The sequence below is a fragment of the Streptomyces olindensis genome (genome assembly GCF_040645895.1).
In the GTDB taxonomy this organism is placed as follows: domain Bacteria; phylum Actinomycetota; class Actinomycetes; order Streptomycetales; family Streptomycetaceae; genus Streptomyces; species Streptomyces olindensis.
The window spans coordinates 21,132-44,702 of sequence record NZ_JBEYZD010000001.1 but is presented as its reverse complement, the minus strand read 5'-3'; the positions used below and the strand labels follow the sequence as shown (position 1 = coordinate 44,702).

Genomic DNA, 23,571 nt, shown 5'->3' with positions numbered 1-23,571 from the left:
ATCAGGGAACCGTCTTCGAGGGAAGAGTCCCGCCCACCGGTATCGCGTGCGTCACGACCGCTTCGGCCGCGCCCGCACGTGCATCCGCTCCCCCTGCGGCCCGAACAGGCTGAGGAACTCCACGGGCCCCTCCCCCGTCGACCCGAACCAGTGCGGCACCCGGGTGTCGAACTCGGCGGCCTCCCCGGCCGTGAGCACCACGTCGTGCTCGCCCAGCACCAGGCGCAGCTTCCCGGAGAGCACGTACAGCCACTCGTAGCCCTCGTGGGTGCGCGGGTCCGGCTCCTGCCTGCGCTGGGGTTCGAGCACCTTGTAGGCCTGGAGGCCGCCGGGCTGCCGGGTGAGCGGCCAGAGGGTGCGGCCGCCCATCACGATCGGCTTCGACCGTACCCGTGGATCGTCGGCCGGCGGCGCTCCGACCAGCTCGTCCAGTGCCACCTGGTGGGCGCGCGCGATCGGCAGCAGCAGCTCCAGGCTGGGTTTGCGCAGGCCCGACTCCAGTCGCGACAGGGTGCTGACGGAGATGCCGGTGGCCTCCGAGAGCGCCGCCAGGGTCACCTCCCGCTCCTTGCGCATCTGCCGCAGCCGGGGGCCCACGCCCGCGAGTACCTCGTCCGTCGTCATGCTCGTATTGCAGGTTCGGCAAACGCGTTTGTCAATCCCGTACCGCCGGGGCGAACCTCGGGGGCGGAGGTGGTCACCATGACCGAGAAGTACGCAGTGGTCGTCGTCGGCGGGGGCGCGGCGGGGCTGTCCGCGGCGCTGGTGCTGGGGCGGGCCCGGCACCGCACGCTCGTCGTCGACGCGGGCGAGCCGCGCAACGCCCCCGCCGCCCACATGCAGGGCTACCTGTCGCGGGACGGCATGCCGCCCGCCGAGTTCCTCGCGGCCGGCCGGGAGGAGATCGCGCGCTACGGCGTGGAGCTGGCGCGGGACCGGGTGGTGGACGTGGCGAAGGGCGAGGACTTCTCCGTGGTGCTGGCCGGTGGCCGGACCGTGCGGGCGCGGCGGCTGGTGGTCGCGACCGGGCTGAAGGACGAGCTGCCCGCCGTCCCCGGGGTCGCCGAGCGGTTCGGCCGGGACGTGCTGCACTGCCCGTTCTGCCACGGCTGGGAGGTGCGCGACCAGCCGTTCGGGGTGCTCGCGACCAGCCCGGCGAGCGTCCACCAGGCGCTGATGGTGTCGCAGTGGTCGAAGGACGTGCGGCTCTTTCTGCACACGGTCGCCGAGGAGGAGCTGTCCGACCAGGATCTGCGCCGGCTCGCCGCGGCCGGGGTGGACGTGGTGCCCGGGGAGGTCGCCGGGCTGGTGGTCGAGGACGACCGGCTCACCGGCGTCCGGCTCGCGGACGGCACGACGCACGCCCGCTCGGTGCTGTTCACCGCCCCGCGGCCGGTGCCCCAGACCGGCCTGCTGGAGCGGCTGGGGGCGGAGCTGCACGAGACGCCGTTCGGCGCGTACCCGGTGGTCGACGGGAACGGCCTGACGAGCGTGCCGGGCGTGTGGGCCGCGGGCAACGCCATCGGCTTCGCCGAGCAGGTCGTGCACGCGGCGAGCGGCGGGTACCGGGCGGCGTCGGCGATCGTCGGGGATCTGCTGATGGCGGACCTCGACGCGGCCGCCCAGGGGTAGCCGAGGTGCAGCCCAGGTGTAGAGGCATCGCCTCCGGTGCACCATGGCTGCATGCTGCTGCACCGGCTGGCCCGAGTGTCCCAGGAGGTCGCCGCCACCTCGGCGCGGTCCCGGAAGACGGCCCTGCTCGCGGAGCTCTTCCGGGACGCCGAGGCGGACGACGTGCCGATCGTCATCCCCTACCTGGCCGGACGGCTGCCGCAGGGCCGGATCGGCGTCGGCTGGAAGGTGCTGAGCCGCCCGGTCGAGCCGGCCGCCGAGCCGGGCCTGACCGTGCGGGACGTGGACGCCCGGCTGTCGGCGCTCGCCGAGGTCTCCGGCCCCGGCTCCCAGGCGGAACGCACCCGTCTGGTCGGGGAGTTGATGAGCGCCGCCACCGAGGACGAGCAGCGGTTCCTGCTCGGGCTGCTCACCGGCGAGGTACGACAGGGCGCGCTGGACGCCGTCGCGGTCGAGGGACTGGCCCGGGCGACCGGGGCGCCCTCCGCCGACGTACGGCGGGCCGTGATGCTCGCCGGCTCCCTCCAGACGGTCGCCGAGGCCCTGCTCGCGGACGGCCCCGCCTCCCTCGACCGCTTCCGCCTGACCGTCGGCCGCCCCGTCCTGCCGATGCTGGCGCACAGCGCCTCCTCGGTGGCGGAGGCGGTGGACAAGCTCGGCGCCTGCGCGGTCGAGGAGAAGCTGGACGGCATCCGTGTGCAGGTGCACCGCGACGGCGACACCGTGCGCCTCTACACCCGCACCCTCGACGACATCACCGACCGCCTGCCCGAAGTGACGGCCGCCGCGCGGGAGTTGCGGGGCGAGCGGTTCATCCTGGACGGCGAGGTGATCTCCTTCGACGAGAGCGGACGCCCCCGCTCGTTCCAGGAGACCGCAGGGCGCGTGGGCTCCCGCACGGACGTGACGACGGCCGCCCGCGCGGTCCCGGTCTCCCCCGTCTTCTTCGACGCGCTGTCCGTCGACGGCCGCGACCTGCTCGACCTGCCGTTCGCCGAGCGGCACGCGGAACTGGCCCGTCTGGTCCCCGAGCCGATGCGGGTGCGGCGCACCCTGGTGTCCGGCCCGGACGGCACGCCCACGGCGGAGGAGTTCCTCGCCGAGACCCTGAAGCGCGGTCACGAAGGTGTCGTGGCCAAGGCCCTCGACGCCCCCTACAGCGCGGGCCGGCGCGGCGCCTCCTGGCTCAAGGTCAAGCCCGTGCACACCCTCGACCTGGTCGTCCTGGCCGCCGAGTGGGGCCACGGCCGCCGCACCGGCAAGCTCTCCAACCTGCACCTCGGCGCCCGCACCGCCGACGGCGGCCTCGCCATGCTCGGCAAGACCTTCAAGGGCATGACCGACGCGATGCTCACCTGGCAGACCGAACGACTCCGGCAGCTCGCCGTCGACGACGACGGCCACGTCGTGACCGTCCGCCCGGAACTCGTGGTGGAGATCGCCTACGACGGGCTGCAGCGCTCCACCCGCTACCCGGCCGGCGTCACCCTCCGCTTCGCCCGCGTGGTCCGCTACCGCGAGGACAAGCGCCCCGAGGACGCCGACACGGTCGAGACGCTGCTGGCCGCGCACCCGGAGGTGAGCCCGTGAAGCGCAGTGCCGGGCTGCTGCTCTTCCACCACACCGACGACGGCCTCGAAGTGCTGCTCGGCCACATGGGCGGCCCGTTCTTCGCCCGCCGCGACGCCGGGGCGTGGACCCTCCCCAAGGGCGAGTACGAGCCAGACGAATCGCCCTGGGCGGCCGCCCGCCGCGAGTTCGAGGAGGAACTGGGGCTGCCTCCGCCCGACGGTGAGGCCATCGCCCTGGGCGAGGTCCAGCAGACGGGCGGCAAGATCGTCACGGCCTGGGCGGTCGAGGCGGACCTCGACCCGGCGACGATCGCGCCCGGCACGTTCCGGATGGAGTGGCCGCCGCGCTCGGGGAAGCTCCAGGAGTTCCCCGAACTGGACCGGGTGGCGTGGTTCGGCATCGACCGGGCCCGCGCGGTGATCGTCAAGGCACAGGCGGCGTTTCTCGACCGCCTGGCGGAGCACTCGCCCTGAGGAGACGCTCCCGCGTTGCGGTCCGCCCCGCCGCGCGGGAAGGTCGAGACACAGCCCGCTCCGAGGGAGGTCAGCCATGCCCATCGCAACGGTGAACCCGGCGAACGGCGAGACGCTCAAGACGTACGAGGCCATGGGCGAGGAGGAGATCGAGCGCCGGCTCCAGCTCGCGGAGGCCACGTTCCGCACGTACCGGACGACGACCTTCGCCGAGCGGGCCCGGCTGTTGCACCGGGCCGCCGACCTCCTGGAGGAGGACCAGCAGGACATCGCCCGCGTGCTGACCACCGAGATGGGCAAGCCGATCCAGCAGGCCCGGGCCGAGGCGGCGAAGTGCGCCAAGGCGATGCGCTGGTACGCCGACCACGCCGAGGAACTGCTCGCCGACGAGAAGCCCGCCGACGCCGACGTGAAGGACTCCGGCGCCTCGCGGGTGCGGGTGCGCTACCGGCCGATGGGGCCGGTGCTGGCGGTCATGCCGTGGAACTTCCCGCTGTGGCAGGTGGTCCGTTTCGCCGCGCCCGCGCTGATGGCGGGGAACGTGGGCCTGCTCAAGCACGCCTCGAACGTCCCTCAGACCGCCCTCTACCTGGAGGATCTCTTCCACCGGGCGGGCTTCACGGAGGGCTGCTTCCAGACCCTGCTGATCGGCTCCGCCGCGGTCGACGACATCCTGCGCGACGAGCGCGTCAAGGCCGCCACGCTCACCGGCAGCGAGCCGGCGGGGCGTGCGGTCGCCTCCACCGCCGGGGAGATGATCAAGAAGACGGTGCTGGAGCTGGGTGGCAGCGACCCGTTCGTCGTCATGCCCTCGGCCGATCTGGACCGGGCCGCGAAGGTCGCGGTGACCGCGCGGGTGCAGAACACCGGGCAGTCCTGCATCGCCGCGAAGCGGTTCATCGTGCACGCCGACGTCTACGACGCCTTCGCCGAGCGGTTCGCCGCGGGCATGAGGGCGCTGAAGGTCGGTGACCCGCTGGCCGAGGACACCGAGGTCGGGCCGCTCTCCAGCGAGCAGGGGCTGCGCGATCTGGAGGAACTGGTCGACGACGCGGTGCGCGGCGGGGCGGAGGTGCTGTGCGGTGGCGAACGGCCGGACGGGCCCGGCTGGTACTACGCGCCGACGGTCCTCGCCGGCATCACCCGGGAGATGCGGATCCACCGGGAGGAGGCGTTCGGGCCCGTCGCCACGCTGTACCGGGCGGCCGACCTGGACGAGGCCGTGCTCATCGCGAACGACTCGCCGTTCGGACTGAGTTCGAACGTGTGGACGCGGGACGAGGACGAGGTGGACCGGTTCGTCCGGGACCTGGAGGCCGGAGGGGTGTTCTTCAACGGGATGACGGCCTCGCATCCGGCGTTCCCGTTCGGCGGTGTGAAGCGGTCCGGGTACGGGCGTGAGCTGTCCGGGCACGGAATCCGCGAGTTCTGCAACATCACCACCGTTTGGCACGGTGCGTGAGTGTTGCGCGGCTACGATCCCGTCTGTGAACCGCGAAGTGACTCTGCCTCTGATCGTCGACGACCGCGGGACCCTGCAGGTGGCTGCGGCGGATGTCAGCAAGCTGTTGCGGACCGTGGGGGGTCGATGGGTGCGGCTGGTGGAGGGCGGGGAGTCGGGGCTCGACGAGGACACGGTGGCCGAGTTGGCCATCGAGCTGGCGAAGCTGGCCGATCGTATTGATGTGGCTTGTATCGCGCATAGCAGTGGGGGTGCGACGTAGCGGTGCGTCTGCGGGTGCGTTGTGGTTGATCGCGCAGTTCCCCGCGCCCCTAAGTAAGCTGCCCCAGCGTCGACCAGAAGCTCGCCTCGTAGTTCTGAAGTAGGCGGCCGTATTCGTGTGCTCGTTTCTCGTCGAGGCGCCTGGCGTCCAGCGCCGTCTGCACCGCCACTGTCGCCATCTCGTCCAGCTCCGGGGACGGCTCCGCGAAGAAGTCGAAGAAGGCGCAGGCCTCGTCGGTGAAGCCGTAGTGCTCGCGCAGCGCTGCGGCGATGGTCGCGCAATATCCGCCCCAGGCCGAGAAGTTGGCCGTCAGGGCCAGGACCACGTCCGCCGGTGCGGCGTTGAGCGCCAGCCAGGCCACGTACGCGGGGTAGGCCTGGCAGCCGGGAAGCGGCTCGTACGACGCCTCCCGCGCATCGCACGCCCGCGCGAAGGCGACCAGCCGCTCCCCGGCCAGCGCCTCGCCCTGCGCGAGGGCCGTGAAGAAGGCCGCCGCCTCGGGGTCGGTCCCCTCGGAGCGGACGGCCAGGTGCTCGAACGCACGGCGGTCCGCGGGGATCACCCAGGTCTGTTCCAGGGCGAGCGCGGCGAGGGCGGCCCGGGGTGCCGTGCCGGCGGCGATCCGGGGGACCAAAGGGTTGGCATCCGGGTCCGGGGCGAGGGTCGCCGTGGTCGTCGTCAGCAGGTCCCTGGCCGTGTGCGTCATCGCGTCCTCCGTCGTGAGGGGTCCCGGTACGAGCCTGGCACGGCGTCCCCGAGACGGAGTAGTCCGGCGCGAGATCGGCGTCCCACCGGGTGATCGTGGGTGGACCACCCCTTGAGGTGAACCACCTTCTGACCGGGGGGCGAAGGGCCTTCCGGGAGGCGAAAGCAGGCACGGTTCATGGCGACTTTGTGCAGACCCTCGGTGTCCGTTCCAGAGCACGTGATCACGATGGAGGAGACGCTGGAGCTGGCGCGTGAGCGCCACGCCGACCACCCCCAACTGCCGCTGGCCCTCCGGCTCATCGAGAACACCGGTGTGCGCACGCGGCGCATCGTGCAGCCCATCGAGGAGACCCTGAAGCATCCCGGGTTCGAGGAGCGCAACAAGCTCTACGAGGCCGAGGCCAAGGCGCGGGTGCCCGCCGTCATCCAGCGGGCGCTGGACGACGCGGAGCTGCTCACCACCGATGTGGACCTGATCATCTACGTGTCGTGCACGGGCTTCATGATGCCCTCGCTCACGGCCTGGCTGATCAACGAGATGGGCTTCGACCCGACCACCCGGCAGCTGCCGATAGCCCAGCTCGGGTGCGCGGCCGGCGGCGCGGCGATCAACCGGGCCCACGACTTCTGCACGGCCTACCCCGAGGCCAACGCGCTGATCGTGGCCTGCGAGTTCTGCTCGCTGTGCTACCAGCCCACCGACATCGGGGTCGGCTCGCTGCTGTCGAACGGCCTGTTCGGCGACGGCATCGCCGCCGTCGCGGTCCGCGGCCGGGGCGGCGAGGGCGTCAGCCTGGAGCGCAACGGCTCGTACCTGATCCCCAAGACCGAGGAGTGGATCATGTACGACGTGAAGGCCACCGGCTTCCACTTCCTGCTGGACAAGCGGGTCCCGGCCACCATGGAGCCGCTCGCCCCGGCGCTCAAGGATCTGGCCGGGGAGCACGGCTGGGACGCCTCCGACCTGGACTTCTACATAGTCCACGCGGGTGGGCCCCGCATCCTCGACGACCTCAGCACCTTCCTGCACGTCGACCCGCACGCCTTCCGCTTCAGCCGGGCCACGCTCACCGAGTACGGCAACATCGCCAGCGCCGTCGTCCTGGACGCGCTGCGCCGGCTGTTCGAGGAGGGCGGCCCGGAGCACCGGGCGCGCGGGCTGCTCGCCGGGTTCGGACCCGGTATCACCGCCGAGATGGCCCTGGGCCGCTGGCACCGCGCGGACGAGACGATGTGAGATGAGCGAAGAGACGATCACCGACACCCTGCCCCCGGTCCGGGACTGGCCGGCGCTCGACCTGTCCGGCGCGGACTTCGACCCGGTCCTGCGCGAGCTGATGGACGAGGGCCCGGTCACCCGCATCAAGCTGCCCAACGGCGAGGGCTGGGCCTGGCTGGTCACCCGCTACGACGACGTGCGGCTGGTGACCAACGACCCGCGCTTCAGCCGCGAGGCCGTGATGGACCGGCAGGTCACCCGACTGGCCCCGCACTTCATCCCGGCCCGCGGCGCGGTCGGGTTCCTGGACCCGCCGGACCACACCCGGCTGCGGCGCAGCGTCGCCGCCGCGTTCACGGCGCGCGGTGTGGAGCGGGTGCGCGAGCGGTCCCGCCGCATGCTGGCGGAGCTGGTCGAGGAGATGCTCCAGGACGGTCCGCCCGCCGATCTGACCGAGGCCGTGCTCGGCCCGTTCCCCATCGCGGTGATCTGCGAGCTGATGGGCGTCCCGGCCGCCGACCGGCAGGGCATGCACACCTGGACCCAGCTGATCCTGTCCTCCGCGCACGGCGCCGAGGTCAGCGAGAAGGCCAAGAAGGAGATGGGCGCCTACTTCGCCGATCTGATCGGCCTGCGCGAGGGCAGCACCGGCGAGGACGTCACGTCCCTGCTCGGCGCCGCCGTGGGCCGGAGCGAGGTCACCCTGGAGGAGGCGGTGGGCCTGGCGGTCCTGCTCCAGATCGGCGGTGAGGCGGTCACCAACAACAGCGGCCAGATGTTCTACGTGCTGCTGACCCGCCCCGAGCTCGCCGAGCGGCTGCGCGCCGAACCGGAGATCCGCCCCCGGGCCATCGACGAACTCCTGCGCTGGATCCCGCACCGCAACGCGGTGGGCCTCTCCCGGATCGCCCTGGAGGACGTGGAGGTCCAGGGCGTGCGGATCCGCGAGGGCGACGCGATCTACGTGTCGTACCTGGCGGCGAACCGCGACCCGGACGTCTTCCCCGACCCGGAGACCATCGACTTCTCCCGCAGCCCGAACCCGCACGTCTCGTTCGGCTTCGGCCCGCACTACTGCCCGGGCGGCATGCTGGCCCGGCTGGAGTCGGAACTCCTGGTCGACGCGCTTCTCGACGGTGTGCCGGGCCTGCGGCTCGCCGTCCCGGCCGGGGACGTGCCCTTCAAGAAGGGCGCGCTGATCCGCGGGCCCGAGGCCCTGCCCGTGACGTGGTGAGCCGGCGATGACGGCGACGGAGGGCCTGCTCGTCCCGCCGGGCCACGGCCGGGTCGTCCAGGCCCCCGCCCAGCACGTGACCTTCAAGGTGACCGGCACGCACTCGCGCACAGCCTCCACCTTCGAGGTGGTCGTGCCCCCGGGCTTCGACGTCGGCGCGCATGTGCACACCCGGAGCGAGGAGTTGTTCTACGTGCTCGAAGGCGAGCTGGATGTCCTCGCCTTCGAGCCGCGGGTGCGCACCCCCGACAACTGGCAGAAGTGGGAGTCCACTTCGGGCAACCGGGTGGTGCGGGCGACCCCGGGAACGGTGATCGTCGTGCCCCCGGGGTGCCCGCACGCGTTCGCCAACCCGACGGACACCCCGGCCAAGATGTTCTTCCAGGCGTCCCCGCCGCCCGATCACGAGCGGTACTTCGAGGAACTGCTGGAGATCCTGGCGAGCGGGGGCCCGCCGGACCACGCGGCGATCCAGGAGCTGCGGGCCCGCTACGACATCGAACAGCTGACACCTCTCAGACACCGGTGAGGACCGGCAGGCGTCGCCGAACGTCCGGCGGACGTCAGGTGAGCTTCCACTCGCCGGTCTGCTCGGCGAAGCCGGAGTCCATCGCGAACTGGACCGTGGCCACCTTCGAGGCCTTCGGCACCTCGAACACGATCCATCCCAGCGCCTTGGCACCGGGCTTGAGCCGGACGGCGGACGACATGGACGGGCCGGCGGTGACCTCGGCGAAGGTGGTCTGGAACTGCTGGCCCTGGTCGTCGGCGACCTGGGCGCCGTTCTGCGGGCTGTCCGTGTAGGCCTTGGTTCCGGTGTTGACCAGCTGGAACTGTACGGCGAGCCAGCGGTTGCCGGACTCCGGAGTGGTGAACTCGTCGCTGGACTTGGCGTTGTCTACGACCTTGACGACGGTGACGTCGAGCTTGCTGCCGTCCTCCATGCCCTTCAGGGCGAGGGTGTCGCCGGTCTCGGCGACCTCGGGTGCGGCCTCCTTCTTGGCGGCCTCCTTGGCCTCCTTGGCCTTCTGCTGCCCGCTGTCGGCCTTGGCGGAGGCCTTCGCCTTGGGCTTGTCGACGACGGAATCGCCGGAGCCCGCGCAGGCGGTGACGGTGAGTGCGCCGATGACGGCCGCCGCTGCCGCGGCGAGCCTGATGCGGCTGTTGTTGCTCATGATCCCCCCAGGGTTCTGTGACACGTATGTGAAGGACTCGCAAAGGAAGAGCATGGTTGCACGGTTCACCGAAAAAAATCAGGCGGCTGAGGCAACCCGCAAGACTGTTCTGGCGTCGGCCCCGCGTGCAGGTGAACGCGCATACGAAAAGGGCCCCCTCCGGATACCGGAGGGGGCCCGATCGCCGCGTCAGCGGATCGGCTTGCCCGACAGCGTCCGGGCGATCACCAGACGCTGGATCTCGCTGGTGCCCTCGAAGATGGTGTAGATCGCCGCGTCGCGGTGCATCCGCTCCACCGGGTACTCCCGCGTGTAGCCGTTGCCGCCGAGGATCTGGATCGCCTGGGCCGTGACCTTCTTCGCCGTCTCGCTGGCGAAGAGCTTGGACATCGAGCCCTCGGCCGCGGTGAACGGCTTGCCGTTGATCGCCATCCAGGAGGCCCGCCAGACGAGGAGCCGGGCCGCGTCGATGGAGGTGCGCATGTCCGCGAGCTGGAAGGCGACGCCCTGGTTGTCGATGATCGGCCGGCCGAACTGCTCACGCGTCACGGCGTAGTCGAGGGCGACCTCGTAGGCGGCCCGGGCGGTGCCGACCGCCATGGCGCCGACGGCCGGGCGGGAGGCCTCGAAGGTGGCCATGGCCGCGTTCTTCACGCGCTCCCCGCCCTGCCTGGCCTTCTCGCGGGCGCGGGCCAGCCGCTCGTCGAGCTTCTCCTTGCCGCCGAGGAGGCAGGAGCCGGGGACGCGCACGCTGTCGAGGATGACCTCGGCGGTGTGCGAGGCGCGGATGCCGTGCTTCTTGAACTTCTGCCCCTGGGACAGACCTTCGGTGCCCGGCGGGATGATGAAGGAGGCGTGGCCCTTGGAGCCGAGCTCGGGGTCGACGACGGCGACGACGACGTGGACGTTGGCGATGCCGCCGTTGGTCGCCCAGGTCTTGGTGCCGTTGATGACCCACTCGTCCTTGGCCTCGTCGTACACGGCCCGGGTGCGCATGGAGGCGACGTCGGAGCCGGCGTCGGGCTCGGAGGAGCAGAAGGCGGCGACCTTGACATCGTTGGCGTCCCCGTACATCTGGGGGATCCACGTGCCGATCTGTTCCTCGGTGCCGTTGGCGAGGACGCCGACGGCGGCGAGGCCGGTGCCGACGATGGACAGGGCGATGCCCGCGTCGCCCCAGAACAGCTCCTCCATCGCCATGGGGATGCCGAGGCCGGTGGGGTCGAAGTACTGCTGGGCGTAGAAGTCCAGGGAGTAGATGCCGACCTTGGCGGCCTCCTGGATGACCGGCCAGGGAGTCTCCTCACGCTCGTCCCATTCGGCGGCCGCGGGGCGGATCACATCGGCGGCGAAGCCGTGGAGCCAGTCGCGGACCTCCTTCTGTTCGTCGTTGAGCTCCATGGTGAACTCGGCCATGTCGTCCCCTCCAGCGGCACACGTGCATGTTACTTGCGGTAACACCAGTCTGTTACCGGTGGGTAGTCCGCGTCAACTCCTACCGACCGGTCGGCACCCTTTCGGTGTCCGGGGCATGCTTCAGTGTTAGTTTGCGCAGGCGTCATCGAGAGAGCACGGGTGGGGAGAGCACATGGACACCACGCAGCGGACCGACCAGCAACGGTCCGCCGACCGCCGACGGCGTGAGCTGCTGGAGGCCGCCGACCGAGTGGTGCTGCGCGACGGCCCGCAAGCCTCGATGAACGCGATCGCGGCGGAGGCCGGCATCACCAAGCCGATTCTCTACCGCCACTTCGGCGACAAGGGCGGACTTTACGCGGCCCTTGCCAAGCGGCACACGGACGCGTTGCTGGACTCGCTGCGGGCGGCGCTGGACGCGCCGGCGGACCGGCGGGAGCGGGTCGAGGCGACGCTGGACACCTACCTCGCGGCGATCGAGGCGCGGCCCCAGGTGTACCGGTTCCTGATGCACCCGGCGGAGGGGAGCCAGCCCGGGGACCCGGGGTTCGACGTCGGCAAGCACAGTGCGCCGTTGCTGCGGCGGATGGGTGAGGAGCTGGCGCAGGTCATCGAGGAGCGGCTGGACCTGGGGCCGGGCGGGCAGCAGCTCGCTCGCGTGTGGGGGCACGGGATCGTCGGCATGATGCATGCCGCCGGGGACTGGTGGCTGGGGGAACGGCCGTGTTCTCGGGCCGAGTTGGTGCGGAGCTTGGCTGATCTTTTGTGGGGGCGGCTTGCGGCTGCGGGAGATCGGGTGGGGGGTCCGGGGTTCTGACCGTCATGTGTCGTGTGCGGGCCGGTGGGGGCTGGGCGCGCAGTTCCCCGCGCCCCTGAACTACACATCCCGGTGCCAGGAAGATTTGGCCACCTGGCGCATCAGCTTGCGGTGGCGCCAACCGGTCAGGTGGTCCGCGTAGATGCGGCCCTCCAGATGGTCGCACTCGTGCTGCAGGCAGCGGGCGAAGAAGCCCGTGCCGTGGACGGTGACCGGCTCTCCGGTCACCGTGAAGCCCTCGACCACCGCGTGGTCGTAGCGTTCCGTGCCCGCTTCCAGGCCCGGGAGGGACAGGCAGCCCTCCGGGCCGCGGATCACCACCCCGTCCGTTTCGACGAGGCGAGGGTTGACCACGTGGCCGAGGTGGCGGACGTCCTCGTCGTCGGGGCAGTCGAAGACGAAGACCCGCAGCGGCTCGCCGATCTGGTTGGCGGCCAGGCCGACGCCCTGGGCGGCGTACATGGTCGCGAACAAGTCATCGACGAGCCGGGCCAGTTCGGGGCCGAAGTCGGTGACCTCCGCGCAGGGGGTGTGCAGGAGCGGGTCGCCGTGCAGCGTGAGGGGTCTCACGCGGCCGTGGGCGCCGGGGATGGAGCTGTGTCGCATGGCGGCAAGAGTAAGGTCCCTGTCGGTCCGCGCCTCCCGCACGAGTTCCCCACAGTGCCGCGGTTCGGGAGTGCTAATGGATCTCGATAGGCTGAGGTCCACACCACGTGGCCGTCAGGCTTCAGGCGCGGCGCGTACGCAAGGAGGATCGAGAACTGATGTCAGGCAACTCGGACCCGCTCTCGCCGCGGGCCAAGCTGGCCGTGACCGCGGGCAAGGCGGTCGCGGCGGCGTCCCGCGCGGCGGGACGCGGCAGCGGATCGGTCATCGGCGGCCGGGTGGCGCTCAAGCTCGACCCCGACCTCCTCGCCCGGCTCGCCCAGAACCTGGACGTGATCCTGGTCTCGGCGACCAACGGCAAGACGACGACCACCCGGCTCATCGCCGAGGCCCTGCGCGCGGCGGGTCCGGTCGTCTCCAACGCGCTCGGCGCCAACATGCCGGCCGGCATCACCTCGGCGCTCGCCGGCGGCTCGGACGCCCGGTACGGCGTCATCGAGGTCGACGAGAAGTACCTCGCCGGCGTCGCCCGGGACACCGCCCCGAAGTGCATCGCCCTGCTCAACCTCTCCCGCGACCAGCTCGACCGCGCCGCCGAGACCCGCATGCTCGCCGAGAACTGGCGGGAGGGACTCGCGGGTTCCAAGGCCGTGGTCGTGGCCAACTGCGACGACCCGCTGGTGGTGTGGGCGGCGTCGTCCTCCCCCAATGTGATCTGGGTCGCCGCCGGGCAGATGTGGAAGGACGACGCCTGGTCCTGCCCGTCCTGCGGCGGCGTCATGCAGCGCCCGGGCGACGACTGGTACTGCGGCGAGTGCGGCTTCCGCCGTCCGACGCCGAGCTGGGCCCTGTCCGGCGACCACGTCCTCGACCCGCACGGCTCGGCCTGGCCGATCCACCTCCAGCTGCCCGGCCGCGCCAACAAGGCCAACGCCGCCTCCTCGGCCGCCGTCGCCGCCGTGTTCGGGGTGCCGCCGCAGGTCGCGCTGGAGCGCATGTACCAGGTGCAGGCGGTGGCCGGGCGGTACGACGTCGTCCAGTTCCAGGGCCGCGACCTCAGGCTCCTGCTCGCGAAGAACCCGGCCGGCTGGCTGGAGACGTTCTCCCTGATCGACCCGCCGCCCTCCCCGGTCATCCTCTCCGTGAACGCGCGCTCCGCCGACGGCACCGACACCTCCTGGCTGTGGGACGTCGACTACACGCGCCTGACCGGCCACCCGATCTGCGTCATCGGCGACCGGCGGCTGGACCTCGCGGTGCGGCTGGAGGTGGCCGACCAGCACTTCCAGGTCTACGAGAACCTCGACCAGGCCGTGGCCGCGTGCCCGCCCGGGCGCATCGAGGTCATCGCCAACTACACGGCGTTCCAGGACCTGCGCCGCCGCGTCGGCAACTGAGCACGAGACGTCAGGGGACTTTTGTGAGCGACAACCAACTGCGCATCGTCTGGATCTATCCCGACCTGCTCAGCACCTACGGCGACCAGGGCAACGCCCTCGTCGTGGAGCGCCGGGCCCGGCAGCGCGGCCTGGACGTGGCCCGGCTGGACGTGCGCAGCGACCAGCCGATCCCGACGTCCGGCGACATCTACCTGATCGGCGGCGGCGAGGACCGCCCGCAGCGGCTCGCGGCCGAGCGGCTGCGCCGGGACGGCGGACTGCACCGGGCCGTGGAGAACGGCGCCATCGTGTTCTCCGTGTGCGCCGGCTACCAGATCCTCGGCCACGAGTTCATCAACGACCTCGGCCAGCGCGAGCCCGGCCTCGGCCTGCTGGACGTGGTGTCCGTGCGCGGCGAGGGCGAGCGGTGCGTCGGTGACGTGCTGGGCGACATCGACCCGCGGCTCGGCCTGCCCCCGCTGACCGGCTTCGAGAACCACCAGGGCGTCACCCACCTCGGCCCCACCGCCCGCCCCCTGGCCCGGGTCCGCCTGGGCAACGGCAACGGCACGGGCGACGGCACGGAAGGCGCGTACAACGACACCGTCTTCGGCACGTACATGCACGGGCCGGTGCTGGCGCGCAACCCGCTGATCGCGGACCTGCTGCTGAAGCTGGCGCTCGACGTCAACGCGCTGCCGCCGACCGACGACCGCTGGTACGAGGCGCTGCGCAACGAACGCATCGCGGCAGCTCAGCAGCCTGCCTGAGCAGGTCGTCGCAGCTGACCCGGGGCACGCGTCAACCTGCTGGTCAACAGCCCGTCTGACGGCACATCCGCACAGGTGAGCGGGGTCGTCCAGCAGGCGGACGCGTGCTTCGGTCCGGCCCCTCGATGCCGCTAGGGTGGCGGGGATTCCAGCCGGACAACGTGGTCCGGTCTCGGCCCACGTCGATAAGGTTTCTCGGGCTATGCGCATTGGTGTCCTCACGTCCGGCGGCGACTGCCCCGGCCTGAACGCCGTCATCCGGTCCGTCGTGCACCGCGCCGTCGTCGACCACGGCGACGAGGTCATCGGCTTCCGGGACGGCTGGAAGGGCCTCCTGGAGTGCGACTACCTCAAGCTCGACCTCGACGCGGTGGGCGGCATCCTCGCCCGCGGCGGCACGATTCTCGGCTCCTCCCGGGTCCAGCCCTCCCATCTGCGGGACGGTGTGGAGCGGGCCAGGGGCCATGTCGAGGAGCTCGGCCTCGACGCGATCATCCCCATCGGAGGCGAGGGCACGCTCAAGGCCGCGCGACTGATGTCGGACAGCGGTCTGCCCGTCGTGGGGGTGCCGAAGACCATCGACAACGACATCGCGGTCACGGACGTCACCTTCGGCTTCGACACGGCCGTGGGCGTGGCGACCGAGGCCCTCGACCGCCTGAAGACCACCGCCGAGTCCCACCAGCGGGTCCTCGTCGTCGAGGTCATGGGGCGGCACACCGGCTGGATCGCGCTGCACTCCGGCATGGCGGCCGGCGCGCACGCCATCGTCGTCCCCGAGCGGCCCTTCGACATAGAGGAGCTGACCCGGCGGGTCGGCGAGCGGTTCGAGGCCGGCAAGCGCTTCGCGATCGTGGTCGCGGCGGAGGGGGCCAAGCCCCGCCCCGGGACCATGGAGTTCGACGAGGGCGGCAAGGACATCTACGGGCACGAGCGGTTCGCGGGCATCGCGCGCCAGCTGTCCGTCGAGCTGGAGGGGCGGCTCGGGAAGGAAGCGCGGCCGGTCATCCTCGGGCATGTGCAGCGCGGTGGTACGCCGACGGCGTACGACCGGGTGCTGGCCACGCGGTTCGGGTGGCACGCGGTGGAGGCCGTGCATCGCGGGGAGTTCGGGCAGATGACCGCGTTGCGGGGCACGGACATAGTGATGGTGCCGCTGGCGGAAGCCGTGGAGACGCTGAAGACCGTGCCGGACGAGCGGTACGAAGAGGCGGAGACCGTTCTCTGAGGTCGCCGTAGTCGGCGGGTGCGGGCCGTACGTGGCTTGTCGCAGTTCCCCGCGCCCCTGGAACCTTGCCCCCGGTCACTGGTGTGGTCGGGGGCGGTTCTACTCTTGGGGGCGGACAACTTGCTGCACACCCCCACGAAACAGGAGCCGGCTACATGGATCACAGCGGGCACGGCATGACGATGGATCTGCCGCCGTTCACGCTGGGGCGAGGGCTGGAGTGGTCGGCCGACCCGTTCTTCCTCGTCGCCTGCCTGGCCGGGCTCGCACTGTACGGATGGGGTGTCGTACGGCTCGTGCGGCGCGGCGACAAGTGGCCGGTGGGACGCACCGTCGCCTTCGTCGTCGGCGTGCTGAGCATCATGCTCATGATGTGCACGCAGCTGAACGACTACGGCATGGTCATGTTCAGCGTGCACATGGTCCAGCACATGGTGATCAGCATGGTGTCGCCGATCCTGATCCTGCTCGGGGCGCCGATCACGCTGGCGCTGCGCGCGCTGCCGACGGCGGGGCGGGGCCGCAAGGGGCCGCGCGAGCTGCTGCTGATGTTCCTGCACAGCCGGTACATGCGGATCGTCACGCACCCGGCGTTCACGATCCCGCTGTTCATCGCGAGCCTGTACGGGCTGTACTTCACGCCGCTGTTCGACACGCTGATGGGCTCCAAGCCGGGGCACATCGCGATGATGGTGCACTTCCTCGCCGTCGGCCTGGTGTTCTTCTGGCCGATCATGGGCGTGGACCCGGGGCCGCACCGGCCGGGCTATCTGATGCGGATGCTGGAGCTGTTCGCGGGCATGCCGTTCCACGCGTTCTTCGGGATCGCGCTGATGATGGCGTCCGAGCCGATGGTCGAGACGTTCAAGAACCCGCCCGCCTCCCTCGGCATCGAGGCACTCGCCGACCAGAACGCGGCGGGCGGCATCGCCTGGGCGTTCAGTGAGATCCCGTCCGTGCTGGTGCTGATCGCCCTGCTGTTCCAGTGGTACGCCTCGGACCAGCGGCAGGCCCGGCGCAAGGACCGGGCCGCCGACCGCGACGGGGACAAGGAACTCGAGGCGTACAACGCCTATTTGAGCTCGCTGCACGCACGCGGGAACTGATTTCCTCCGTCTCCCCAGGCCGCTCTTTTCTCCCCCTCTGCTCTTTTTCCACAACGCGGATGAATAGCATTTTCCTTCAGTAGCATGAAGCGCGTCGGGGGGAACCGCAGGGGGGAGCGGTGATGCGGAAGATCGCTGTCCTGGTCGTCTTTCTGCTGGCGCTCGGGGGGTGTGACGCACGGGCGCCCTTGGTCGAGGTCAGGGCGGTCGCCGCGGGAGTGCCCTCCCTGGCGCCCTTCTTCGCCGAGGACAGCGGGCTCGGCCGGGACGCCCGGGTACGGTCGCGGCCGGTGCCGAGCGGGCTGCAGCAGGGGGACACGCCAGGGCTGTACGGGGGGACCGAGCAGCCGAGGATCTGTGACGTCGAGCGGTTGAAGCGGTTCCTCACCGCACCCCGGAACGCCGGGAAGGCCCGGGCGTGGGCGACCGCCCTGGAGCTCCGCACGGACCAGATCCCGGGATATCTCGACCGGCTCACTCCTGTTCTCCTGCGTCACGACACGCTCGCCCTGAATCACGACTACAGGAAGGGAAAGGCCGTTCCCTTCCGTGCCCTGCTGCAGGCGGGAATCGCCGTACTCGTCGACGAGAAGGGACTTCCGTCGGTCAAGTGTTCGTGCGGAAATCCGCTGCGGCCTTTCGAGGGCGATACGGGCCGGATTTCGGTCACCTTCGAGGACGGCAACGAGAAGTGGCGGGGTTACGACCGTTCCGAGGTGGTGGTCGTACGGCCCGCTTCCCGGGAACTGGAGCGGATCGCCCTCGTCGACGTCGAGGACGCGGAGCGGGGGATCCAGCGGCCCGTCGGCACGACGGGTGAGGCCGACTCCGGCTTCGACGCGGCGGAGCGGCGGGCCGTACCGCGTCTCGCCGGGACGACGTTCGGGGAGGCGAGCCGGCGGCTGGCCGACGCGGGGCTGGCGGTCGCGTACGGGGGTGAGGGGCTGCCGCCGGACCGGGCGCGGGTCACCGCGACCGAGCCGGGGGCGGGGGCCGAGTTGCCGTTCGGGGCGTATGTGACGGTGCGGGTGACCACTCCTCCGGCTTCCCCGGCTTCCCCGGCTCCCCCGGCTCCCCCGGCCGGCTCCGGGCCTCCGCCGAGTGCCGGGCCGACGAGCACGAGTGCCGGGCCCACCGGCGCCGGGCCCACGAGCACGGGTGCGACGACTCAGGAGCCGCCCTCGCAGCGGCCCCGTTCCAGTGCCGCGCCGTCCGGTTCCGGACCATCCTCGTCGAGCCCCGCGCCGCCCGGCTCCGGCTCCGGCTCGCCCGCCACGAGCACGCCGCCCCGGAGCAGCGCCCCGCCGAAGGTGACCGACTCACCGCCGGCCGCCACCGGCACACCGTCGAAGACCACCAGCCCACCGCCCCGCACGACCAGTCCGCCGCCGCAGACCTCCGCCCCGCCACCCCGCACGACCAGCCCACCGCCGCAGACCTCCGCCCCGCCACCCCGCACGACCAGCCCACCGCCACGGACCACGAGCGTGCCGCCGGAATCCAGCAGCGGCCCGGTGACCACCTCACCCGCACCGAGCGTCACCCTCTAGCAGCCCCGCCGACCCCGGGAGTCACGGGATGTTCTCAGGATCAGCGACGTCGGGAGCGGGCCGGGTCGTCGCCGGCCGTTATCTGCTGCTGCACCGGCTCGGCAGCGGTGGCATGGGGCATGTCTGGCTGGCCCACGACCAGGAGCTGGCCTGCGAGGTCGCGCTGAAGGAGATCGTGTTCCGGGACCCGGCGGAGGCGGGGCACGAGCGGGAGGCGCGGGTCGCGCGGGCCCGGGCGGAGGCCCGGCACGCGGCCGGGCTGCGCGGTCACCCGCACGTGGTGACGGTGCACGACGTACTGGAGCACGAGGGCCTGCCGTGGATCGTCATGGAGTACGTGACGGGCGCCGTCGACCTGCGGGAGCTGGTCGCCCGGCGCGGACCGCTCGCCCCGGCCGAGTGCGCCCGGGTCGGCCTCGCCGTGCTGGACGCGCTGACCGCCGGGCACGAGCGGGGCGTGATGCACCGGGACGTGAAGCCGGCGAACATCCTCCTCGCGCCGGACCGCACGGGCGCTCCCCACGGGCGGGTCCTGCTCACCGACTACGGCATCTCGGTGCAGCCGGACGCCGGTGAGACGCGGTACACCAAGGCGTCCGTCCTGGTCGGCACGGCCGGGTATCTGGCGCCGGAGCGCGCGTCGGGCGGTACGCCGACACCGGCCGCGGACCTGTTCTCGCTGGGCTGCACCCTGTACTTCGGTGTCGAGGGCCGCAGCCCCTTCGAGCGGGAGTCGCACCTGGCGGCGCTCACCGCGGTGGTCATGGAGGAACCGCTCCCGCCGGTGCGGGCCGGCGCGCTGGAGCCCGTGCTGCACGGACTGCTCGCCAAGGATCCGGACCTGCGGATGACCGCGCCGGAGGCGGAGGCCGCGCTGTCGGGGCTCCTCGCGTCCCGGTCGGAGGCGTACGAGCGGACCAGGACCGATCCCGGGTCGCCGTCACCCTGGGAGGCGGGGGCCGGGCCGGGCGGCCCCGGGCCCGTCGCCGCCGCGTCCGGCACGCGGCGGCGCAGGCGCTCCTCCCCCTTCCGGGCCGTCGCCGCCTGCGGTCTCGGGCTGGCCCTCGCCCTGGGCGGCGTCTGGTACGCGCTGGGCGATCGTGCGGAGGGCGGCGGGACGGGGGCGCCGTACGGAGACGCCGTCGGGCTGGGGAAACCGCTCGCGGACGGGGACTGCGTGCTCGCCGACTGGCCCGGCGGGCGCCGCTTCGCCGGCACGCCCCGGCTGACGCTGGACCCGACCTGCCGGGACAAGGCGCCCGACGGGCAGGTGCTGGCGTTCGTCGGGGCCGCCTCCGCCGAGGAGGCGCGGGAGCTGGGTCCGGCCCGGTGCGAGGAGCGGACACGGGAGCTGCGGGACCGGCTCGCCGATGTCCGCAGCCACGCCGTCGTGCCGACCGCCACCGGGTTCGAGGCGGCCGGGCGGCGGACCGCCTGCCTGGTGCTCGGCGCCCACGGGCCGCTGTACGGACCGCTCGGGGAGCGGCGTAGGTTCGGTACGCCGTTCGCCGACACCGCGACCATGCAGAGGCGCGACTGTCTGGACGTCCGTTCGAACCGGGAGGCGCGGTTGGTGCCCTGTGGCGGACGGTACGACGAGCAGGTGCTCGGGTTCACCCGGCTGGGCGCGGACGTGACGCTCGCCGAGGCGCGGACCTCGTCGGACGCGGCGTGTGCCCGGGACGTCGCGCCGCGTGACTACGGCTTCGATCCGTCCGTCCACGAAGCCGGGTCGTGGACCAGCGAGGGTCCCTGGAAATCCGGTACTCATGTCGTCGTGTGCACCGTCAGGAGGCAGAACGGGGGCACCATGGAGGGGACCGAACCATGAGGAGGGTGTTGCGATGCCCGGTTCCACGAACGGTTCCAACTCGACGAAGACCATGGGAGTGCTCACCGTCGGCGGCCTCGTCGTGGTGACGGCCTACACGGTGGCGCTCGGCAGCAACGGCTGGCTGTGGTTCGGCTGGGTCGTCCTGGGGCTGATCACCCTCGGGATGGTGGTCACCACGAAGAGCACCTGAGGGCTCACTCCCGGGTCAGCCGGCCGGCCGAGTGCACGCCCGGCTGGTACTTGGGGAGCCGGACGGTGATCTTCATGCCCGCGCCCGTGGCGGTCTCGATGACGAGGCCGTGGTCGTCGCCGTAGACCTGGCGGAGCCGGTCGTCGACGTTGGACAGGCCGATGCCGCCCGAGGGGCTGGCCTCGCGGGCGAGGATGCGGCGCAGCAGCTCGGGGTCCATGCCGGCGCCGTCGTCCTCGATGACGACGAGGGCCTCGGCGCCCGCGTCCTGGGCGGTGATCTGGATGTGGCACTTGCCCGCGGAGACGGCCTTGCCCTCCAGGCCGTGCTTGACGGCGTTCTCGACGAGCGGCTGCAGGCACAGGAAGGGCAGGGCGACGGGCAGGACCTCCGGTGCTATCTGGAGGGTGACGGAGAGGCGGTCGCCGAAGCGTGCCCGGACCAGGGCCAGGTAGTGGTCGATGGCGTGGAGTTCGTCGGCGAGGGTGGTGAAGTCGCCGTGCCGGCGGAACGAGTAGCGGGTGAAGTCGGCGAACTCCAGGAGCAGCTCGCGGGCGCGCTCGGGGTCGGTGCGGACGAAGCTGGCGATCACCGCGAGCGAGTTGAAGATGAAGTGCGGGGAGATCTGGGCGCGCAGCGCCTTGATCTCGGCCTCGATGAGGCGGGTGCGGGACCGGTCGAGGTCCGCCAGCTCCAGCTGGACCGAGACCCAGCGGGCGACCTCACCGGCGGCCCGGACCAGGACGGCGGACTCGCGGGGCGCGCAGGCGACCAGGGCACCGTGGACGCGGTCGTCGACGGTGAGCGGGGCGACGACCGCCCAGCGCACGGAGCAGTCGAGGCTGTCGCAGGTGAGTCCGAAGGCCTCGCCGCGGCCGGTGTCCAGGGCGCCGGCGAGGCGTTCCATGATCTCGGTGCGGTGGTGGGCGCCGTCGCCGTCCCAGACCAGCACCTGTTCGCGGTCCGTGAGGCAGAGGGCATCGGTGCCGAGCAGGGAGCGCAGCTTGCGGGCGGACTTGCGGGCGGTCTCCTCGGTCAGCCCGGCCCTGAGCGGGGGCGCGGCGAGGGAGGCGGTGTGCAGGGTCTCGAAGGTGGCGTGCTCCACGGGGGTGCCGAGGCCGGCGAGGCTCTTGGCCCGGGCGGTGCGCCGGCCCAGCCAGACGCCGAGGGCCAGGACCGGCAGGACGGCGACGCACAGGCCCGCCAGGAAGTCGCTCATGCCGTCACCTCCGTGCGCAGTTCCTCGGGCAGGTGGAAGCGGGCCAGGACGGCCGCCGTGCCGGGCGGGACCCGGCCGGGGGTGGCCAGGGAGACCAGGATCATGGTGAGGAAGCCCAGCGGCACCGACCACAGGGCGGGCCAGGCGAGCAGGGCGTGCAGGGCGGCGCCCTCGCCGGGGTAGCCCGCCATGGTCGCGGCGACGGCGAGCAGGGCCGAGCCGCCGCCGACCAGCATGCCCGCCGCCGCGCCGGGCGGGGTCAGCCGCCGCCACCAGATGCCGAGGACCAGCAGCGGGCAGAACGAGGACGCCGACACGGCGAAGGCGAGCCCGACCGCGTCCGCGACGGGGAGCCCGCCGACCAGGACGCTCGCCGCGAGGGGCATCGCCATCGCGAGGACCGTGCCGAGCCGGAAGTGCCTGACGCCCCGGGACGGCAGGACGTCCTGGGTGAGGACGCCCGCGACGGCCATGGTCAGGCCGGAGGCCGTGGACAGGAACGCGGCGAAGGCGCCGCCCGCGACCAGCGCGCCCAGGAGATCGCCGCCCACTCCCCCGATCATCCGGTCGGGCAGCAGCAGCACTGCCGCGTCGGGGTCGCCGGTGAGGGTGAGTTCGGGGGCGTAGAGGCGGCCCAGGGCGCCGTAGACGGGGGGCAGGAGGTAGAAGGCGCCGATCAGGCCGAGGACCGCGACGGTGGTGCGGCGGGCGGCGACGCCGTGCGGGCTGGTGTAGAAGCGGACCACGACGTGCGGCAGGCCCATGGTGCCGAGGAACGTGGCGAGGATCAGCCCGTAGGTGGCGTACAGGGGGCGTTCCGCGCGGCTCTCGGCCTGCGAGGGGGACAGGTCGCCACCGCCGCCGCGCTCGGCCGCGGGGACGGTCGCGCCCTCGGCGAAGGTGAGCCGGGTGCCGCGTTCGATGTGGTGGGTGCCGGCCGGGAGGTCGAGGCGCGTGCCGGTGTGGGCGCGACCGTCGACGGTGCCGGTGACCGTGACGGTCAGGGGGCGCTCCAGCTTCAGGTCGACGCTGTCGTCGACGCGGACCACGCGCTGTTCGCGGAAGGTGGCCGGTTCGTCGAAGGCGTGGCGCGGGGCGCCGTCGCTCTGCCAGGCGAGGATCAGGAACAGGGCGGGGACGAGCAGCGCGGTGAGCTTCAGCCAGTACTGGAAGGCCTGGACGAAGGTGATGCTGCGCATGCCGCCGGCGGCGACGGTGGCGGTGACGACGACGGCGACGATCACGCCGCCGAGCCAGTCGGGCGCCCCGGTCAGCACGGTCAGGGTGAGCCCGGCGCCTTGGAGCTGGGGCAGCAGGTACAGCCAGCCGACGCCGACGACGAAGGCCCCGGCGAGCCGCCGTACGGCCTGGGAGGCGAGGCGGGCCTCGGCGAAGTCGGGGAGCGTGTAGGCGCCGGAGCGGCGCAGCGGGGCGGCGACGAAGAGCAGCAGGACGAGGTAGCCGGCGGTGTAGCCGACCGGGTACCAGAGCATGTCGGGGCCCTGGACCAGGACGAGGCCCGCTATGCCGAGGAAGGACGCGGCGGAGAGGTACTCGCCGCTGATGGCGGCGGCGTTGAGGCGGGGGCCGACGGTGCGGGAGGCGACGTAGAAGTCGGAGGTGGTGCGGGAGATGCGCAGGCCGAAGGCGCCGACCAGGACCGTGGCGACGACGACCAGGGCGACGGCGGGGACGGCGTAGCTGGAGTTCATGGGGGTG

At 72.1% G+C, this 23,571-nt stretch carries 22 protein-coding genes and 1 pseudogene; 16 read left to right on the top strand and 7 right to left on the bottom strand.

Annotation, left to right across the window (positions count from 1 at the left end; all coding sequences use genetic code 11):
* Positions 1–51: 51 nt before the first annotated feature.
* Positions 52–624, bottom strand: coding sequence for a helix-turn-helix domain-containing protein (locus tag ABZ948_RS00235; RefSeq protein ID WP_359755848.1), 573 nt, complete (start codon positions 622–624; stop codon positions 52–54).
* Between the two features lie 78 nt (positions 625–702).
* Here ABZ948_RS00235 and ABZ948_RS00230 point away from each other — a divergent pair, with 78 nt between their 5' ends.
* From ABZ948_RS00230 to ABZ948_RS00210, 5 genes are all read left to right on the top strand, one after another.
* Positions 703–1,632 carry an NAD(P)/FAD-dependent oxidoreductase gene (locus tag ABZ948_RS00230; RefSeq protein WP_359755846.1) on the top strand — a complete coding sequence of 310 codons (930 nt, stop codon included), beginning with the start codon at positions 703–705 and terminating at the stop codon, positions 1,630–1,632.
* 51 nt (positions 1,633–1,683) lie between these two features.
* The gene (locus ABZ948_RS00225; protein WP_359755845.1) at positions 1,684–3,222 is read left to right on the top strand and encodes an ATP-dependent DNA ligase; all 1,539 of its coding nucleotides are present in this window, start codon (positions 1,684–1,686) and stop codon (positions 3,220–3,222) included.
* The gene (locus tag ABZ948_RS00220) at positions 3,219–3,677 is read left to right on the top strand and encodes an NUDIX hydrolase (protein WP_359755843.1); all 459 of its coding nucleotides are present in this window, start codon (positions 3,219–3,221) and stop codon (positions 3,675–3,677) included. Before ABZ948_RS00225 ends, ABZ948_RS00220 begins: the two co-directional genes overlap by 4 nt.
* Positions 3,678–3,753: 76 nt before the next feature.
* On the top strand, positions 3,754–5,139 hold the full coding sequence (locus tag ABZ948_RS00215) for an NADP-dependent succinic semialdehyde dehydrogenase (protein ID WP_359755842.1): 1,386 nt from the start codon (positions 3,754–3,756) through the stop codon (positions 5,137–5,139).
* 25 nt (positions 5,140–5,164) lie between these two features.
* Entirely contained in the window at positions 5,165–5,401 is a 237-nt protein-coding gene (locus tag ABZ948_RS00210) for a DUF6213 family protein (protein ID WP_062931336.1), read from the top strand.
* Between the two features lie 49 nt (positions 5,402–5,450).
* On the opposite strand, the gene ABZ948_RS00205 is transcribed toward ABZ948_RS00210, so the two are convergent.
* Positions 5,451–6,107, bottom strand: a complete 657-nt coding sequence (locus ABZ948_RS00205; protein WP_359755841.1) for a TenA family protein — start codon at positions 6,105–6,107, stop codon at positions 5,451–5,453.
* A gap of 171 nt (positions 6,108–6,278) precedes the next feature.
* Here ABZ948_RS00205 and ABZ948_RS00200 point away from each other — a divergent pair.
* The 3 genes and pseudogenes from ABZ948_RS00200 to ABZ948_RS00190 form a co-directional block, all read left to right on the top strand.
* Positions 6,279–7,346, top strand: a pseudogene (locus ABZ948_RS00200) (type III polyketide synthase); the annotation flags it as partial.
* A gap of 1 nt (position 7,347) precedes the next feature.
* Positions 7,348–8,562, top strand: a complete 1,215-nt coding sequence (locus tag ABZ948_RS00195) for a cytochrome P450 (protein ID WP_359755839.1) — start codon at positions 7,348–7,350, stop codon at positions 8,560–8,562.
* Positions 8,563–8,569: 7 nt separating this feature from the next.
* Positions 8,570–9,091: a cupin domain-containing protein gene (locus ABZ948_RS00190; RefSeq protein WP_359755838.1), complete on the top strand. Its 522-nt coding sequence runs from the start codon at positions 8,570–8,572 to the stop codon at positions 9,089–9,091.
* A gap of 34 nt (positions 9,092–9,125) precedes the next feature.
* Here the strand turns inward: ABZ948_RS00190 and ABZ948_RS00185 are convergent, their stop codons facing one another.
* The gene (locus tag ABZ948_RS00185) at positions 9,126–9,737 is read right to left on the bottom strand and encodes a DUF4352 domain-containing protein (RefSeq protein WP_359755836.1); all 612 of its coding nucleotides are present in this window, start codon (positions 9,735–9,737) and stop codon (positions 9,126–9,128) included.
* A gap of 189 nt (positions 9,738–9,926) precedes the next feature.
* A complete protein-coding gene (locus ABZ948_RS00180) occupies positions 9,927–11,153 on the bottom strand; it encodes an acyl-CoA dehydrogenase family protein (protein ID WP_359755835.1) in 1,227 nt (408 codons plus the stop codon).
* Between the two features lie 172 nt (positions 11,154–11,325).
* Here ABZ948_RS00180 and ABZ948_RS00175 point away from each other — a divergent pair, with 172 nt between their 5' ends.
* A complete protein-coding gene (locus tag ABZ948_RS00175; protein WP_359755833.1) occupies positions 11,326–11,970 on the top strand; it encodes a TetR/AcrR family transcriptional regulator in 645 nt (214 codons plus the stop codon).
* 60 nt (positions 11,971–12,030) lie between these two features.
* Here the strand turns inward: ABZ948_RS00175 and def are convergent, their stop codons facing one another.
* Positions 12,031–12,576, bottom strand: coding sequence for a peptide deformylase (def, locus tag ABZ948_RS00170; RefSeq protein ID WP_359755832.1), 546 nt, complete (start codon positions 12,574–12,576; stop codon positions 12,031–12,033).
* 158 nt (positions 12,577–12,734) lie between these two features.
* Between def and ABZ948_RS00165 the strand changes: the two genes are divergently transcribed.
* The 7 genes from ABZ948_RS00165 (at position 12,735) to ABZ948_RS00135 (ending at position 20,633) form a co-directional block, all read left to right on the top strand.
* Positions 12,735–13,973: a MurT ligase domain-containing protein gene (locus tag ABZ948_RS00165; RefSeq protein ID WP_359755831.1), complete on the top strand. Its 1,239-nt coding sequence runs from the start codon at positions 12,735–12,737 to the stop codon at positions 13,971–13,973.
* A gap of 23 nt (positions 13,974–13,996) precedes the next feature.
* The gene (locus tag ABZ948_RS00160; protein WP_031114960.1) at positions 13,997–14,725 is read left to right on the top strand and encodes a type 1 glutamine amidotransferase; all 729 of its coding nucleotides are present in this window, start codon (positions 13,997–13,999) and stop codon (positions 14,723–14,725) included.
* 202 nt (positions 14,726–14,927) lie between these two features.
* Positions 14,928–15,953 carry a 6-phosphofructokinase gene (locus ABZ948_RS00155; protein WP_359755830.1) on the top strand — a complete coding sequence of 342 codons (1,026 nt, stop codon included), beginning with the start codon at positions 14,928–14,930 and terminating at the stop codon, positions 15,951–15,953.
* Between the two features lie 155 nt (positions 15,954–16,108).
* Positions 16,109–17,059 carry a cytochrome c oxidase assembly protein gene (locus tag ABZ948_RS00150; protein WP_359755828.1) on the top strand — a complete coding sequence of 317 codons (951 nt, stop codon included), beginning with the start codon at positions 16,109–16,111 and terminating at the stop codon, positions 17,057–17,059.
* Positions 17,060–17,181: 122 nt separating this feature from the next.
* The gene (locus ABZ948_RS00145; RefSeq protein ID WP_359755827.1) at positions 17,182–18,609 is read left to right on the top strand and encodes a DUF6777 domain-containing protein; all 1,428 of its coding nucleotides are present in this window, start codon (positions 17,182–17,184) and stop codon (positions 18,607–18,609) included.
* A gap of 28 nt (positions 18,610–18,637) precedes the next feature.
* Positions 18,638–20,440, top strand: a complete 1,803-nt coding sequence (locus ABZ948_RS00140; RefSeq protein WP_359755825.1) for a serine/threonine-protein kinase — start codon at positions 18,638–18,640, stop codon at positions 20,438–20,440.
* Between the two features lie 13 nt (positions 20,441–20,453).
* A complete protein-coding gene (locus ABZ948_RS00135; RefSeq protein WP_359755823.1) occupies positions 20,454–20,633 on the top strand; it encodes a hypothetical protein in 180 nt (59 codons plus the stop codon).
* A 4-nt stretch (positions 20,634–20,637) separates the two neighbouring features.
* Here the strand turns inward: ABZ948_RS00135 and ABZ948_RS00130 are convergent, their stop codons facing one another.
* Both ABZ948_RS00130 and ABZ948_RS00125 read right to left on the bottom strand, forming a co-directional pair.
* A complete protein-coding gene (locus ABZ948_RS00130) occupies positions 20,638–21,852 on the bottom strand; it encodes a sensor histidine kinase (RefSeq protein WP_359755822.1) in 1,215 nt (404 codons plus the stop codon).
* Positions 21,849–23,564, bottom strand: coding sequence for a sodium/solute symporter (locus ABZ948_RS00125; RefSeq protein WP_359755821.1), 1,716 nt, complete (start codon positions 23,562–23,564; stop codon positions 21,849–21,851). Before ABZ948_RS00125 ends, ABZ948_RS00130 begins: the two co-directional genes overlap by 4 nt.
* Positions 23,565–23,571: the final 7 nt, after the last annotated feature.

Excerpts from the sequence above, each read along its gene's own strand:
- ABZ948_RS00235 (WP_359755848.1), bottom strand. The coding sequence starts at position 624 with ATGACGACGGACGAGGTACTCGCGGGCGTGGGCCCCCGGCTGCGGCAG.
- ABZ948_RS00230 (WP_359755846.1), top strand. The coding sequence starts at position 703 with ATGACCGAGAAGTACGCAGTGGTCGTCGTCGGCGGGGGCGCGGCGGGG.
- ABZ948_RS00225 (WP_359755845.1), top strand. The coding sequence starts at position 1,684 with ATGCTGCTGCACCGGCTGGCCCGAGTGTCCCAGGAGGTCGCCGCCACC.
- ABZ948_RS00215 (WP_359755842.1), top strand. The coding sequence starts at position 3,754 with ATGCCCATCGCAACGGTGAACCCGGCGAACGGCGAGACGCTCAAGACG.
- ABZ948_RS00205 (WP_359755841.1), bottom strand. The coding sequence starts at position 6,107 with ATGACGCACACGGCCAGGGACCTGCTGACGACGACCACGGCGACCCTC.
- ABZ948_RS00195 (WP_359755839.1), top strand. The coding sequence starts at position 7,348 with ATGAGCGAAGAGACGATCACCGACACCCTGCCCCCGGTCCGGGACTGG.
- ABZ948_RS00190 (WP_359755838.1), top strand. The coding sequence starts at position 8,570 with ATGACGGCGACGGAGGGCCTGCTCGTCCCGCCGGGCCACGGCCGGGTC.
- ABZ948_RS00185 (WP_359755836.1), bottom strand. The coding sequence starts at position 9,737 with ATGAGCAACAACAGCCGCATCAGGCTCGCCGCGGCAGCGGCGGCCGTC.
- ABZ948_RS00180 (WP_359755835.1), bottom strand. The coding sequence starts at position 11,153 with ATGGCCGAGTTCACCATGGAGCTCAACGACGAACAGAAGGAGGTCCGC.
- ABZ948_RS00175 (WP_359755833.1), top strand. The coding sequence starts at position 11,326 with ATGGACACCACGCAGCGGACCGACCAGCAACGGTCCGCCGACCGCCGA.
- def (WP_359755832.1), bottom strand. The coding sequence starts at position 12,576 with ATGCGACACAGCTCCATCCCCGGCGCCCACGGCCGCGTGAGACCCCTC.
- ABZ948_RS00165 (WP_359755831.1), top strand. The coding sequence starts at position 12,735 with ATGTCAGGCAACTCGGACCCGCTCTCGCCGCGGGCCAAGCTGGCCGTG.
- ABZ948_RS00155 (WP_359755830.1), top strand. The coding sequence starts at position 14,928 with ATGCGCATTGGTGTCCTCACGTCCGGCGGCGACTGCCCCGGCCTGAAC.
- ABZ948_RS00150 (WP_359755828.1), top strand. The coding sequence starts at position 16,109 with ATGGATCACAGCGGGCACGGCATGACGATGGATCTGCCGCCGTTCACG.
- ABZ948_RS00145 (WP_359755827.1), top strand. The coding sequence starts at position 17,182 with ATGCGGAAGATCGCTGTCCTGGTCGTCTTTCTGCTGGCGCTCGGGGGG.
- ABZ948_RS00140 (WP_359755825.1), top strand. The coding sequence starts at position 18,638 with ATGTTCTCAGGATCAGCGACGTCGGGAGCGGGCCGGGTCGTCGCCGGC.
- ABZ948_RS00135 (WP_359755823.1), top strand. The coding sequence starts at position 20,454 with ATGCCCGGTTCCACGAACGGTTCCAACTCGACGAAGACCATGGGAGTG.
- ABZ948_RS00130 (WP_359755822.1), bottom strand. The coding sequence starts at position 21,852 with ATGAGCGACTTCCTGGCGGGCCTGTGCGTCGCCGTCCTGCCGGTCCTG.
- ABZ948_RS00125 (WP_359755821.1), bottom strand. The coding sequence starts at position 23,564 with ATGAACTCCAGCTACGCCGTCCCCGCCGTCGCCCTGGTCGTCGTCGCC.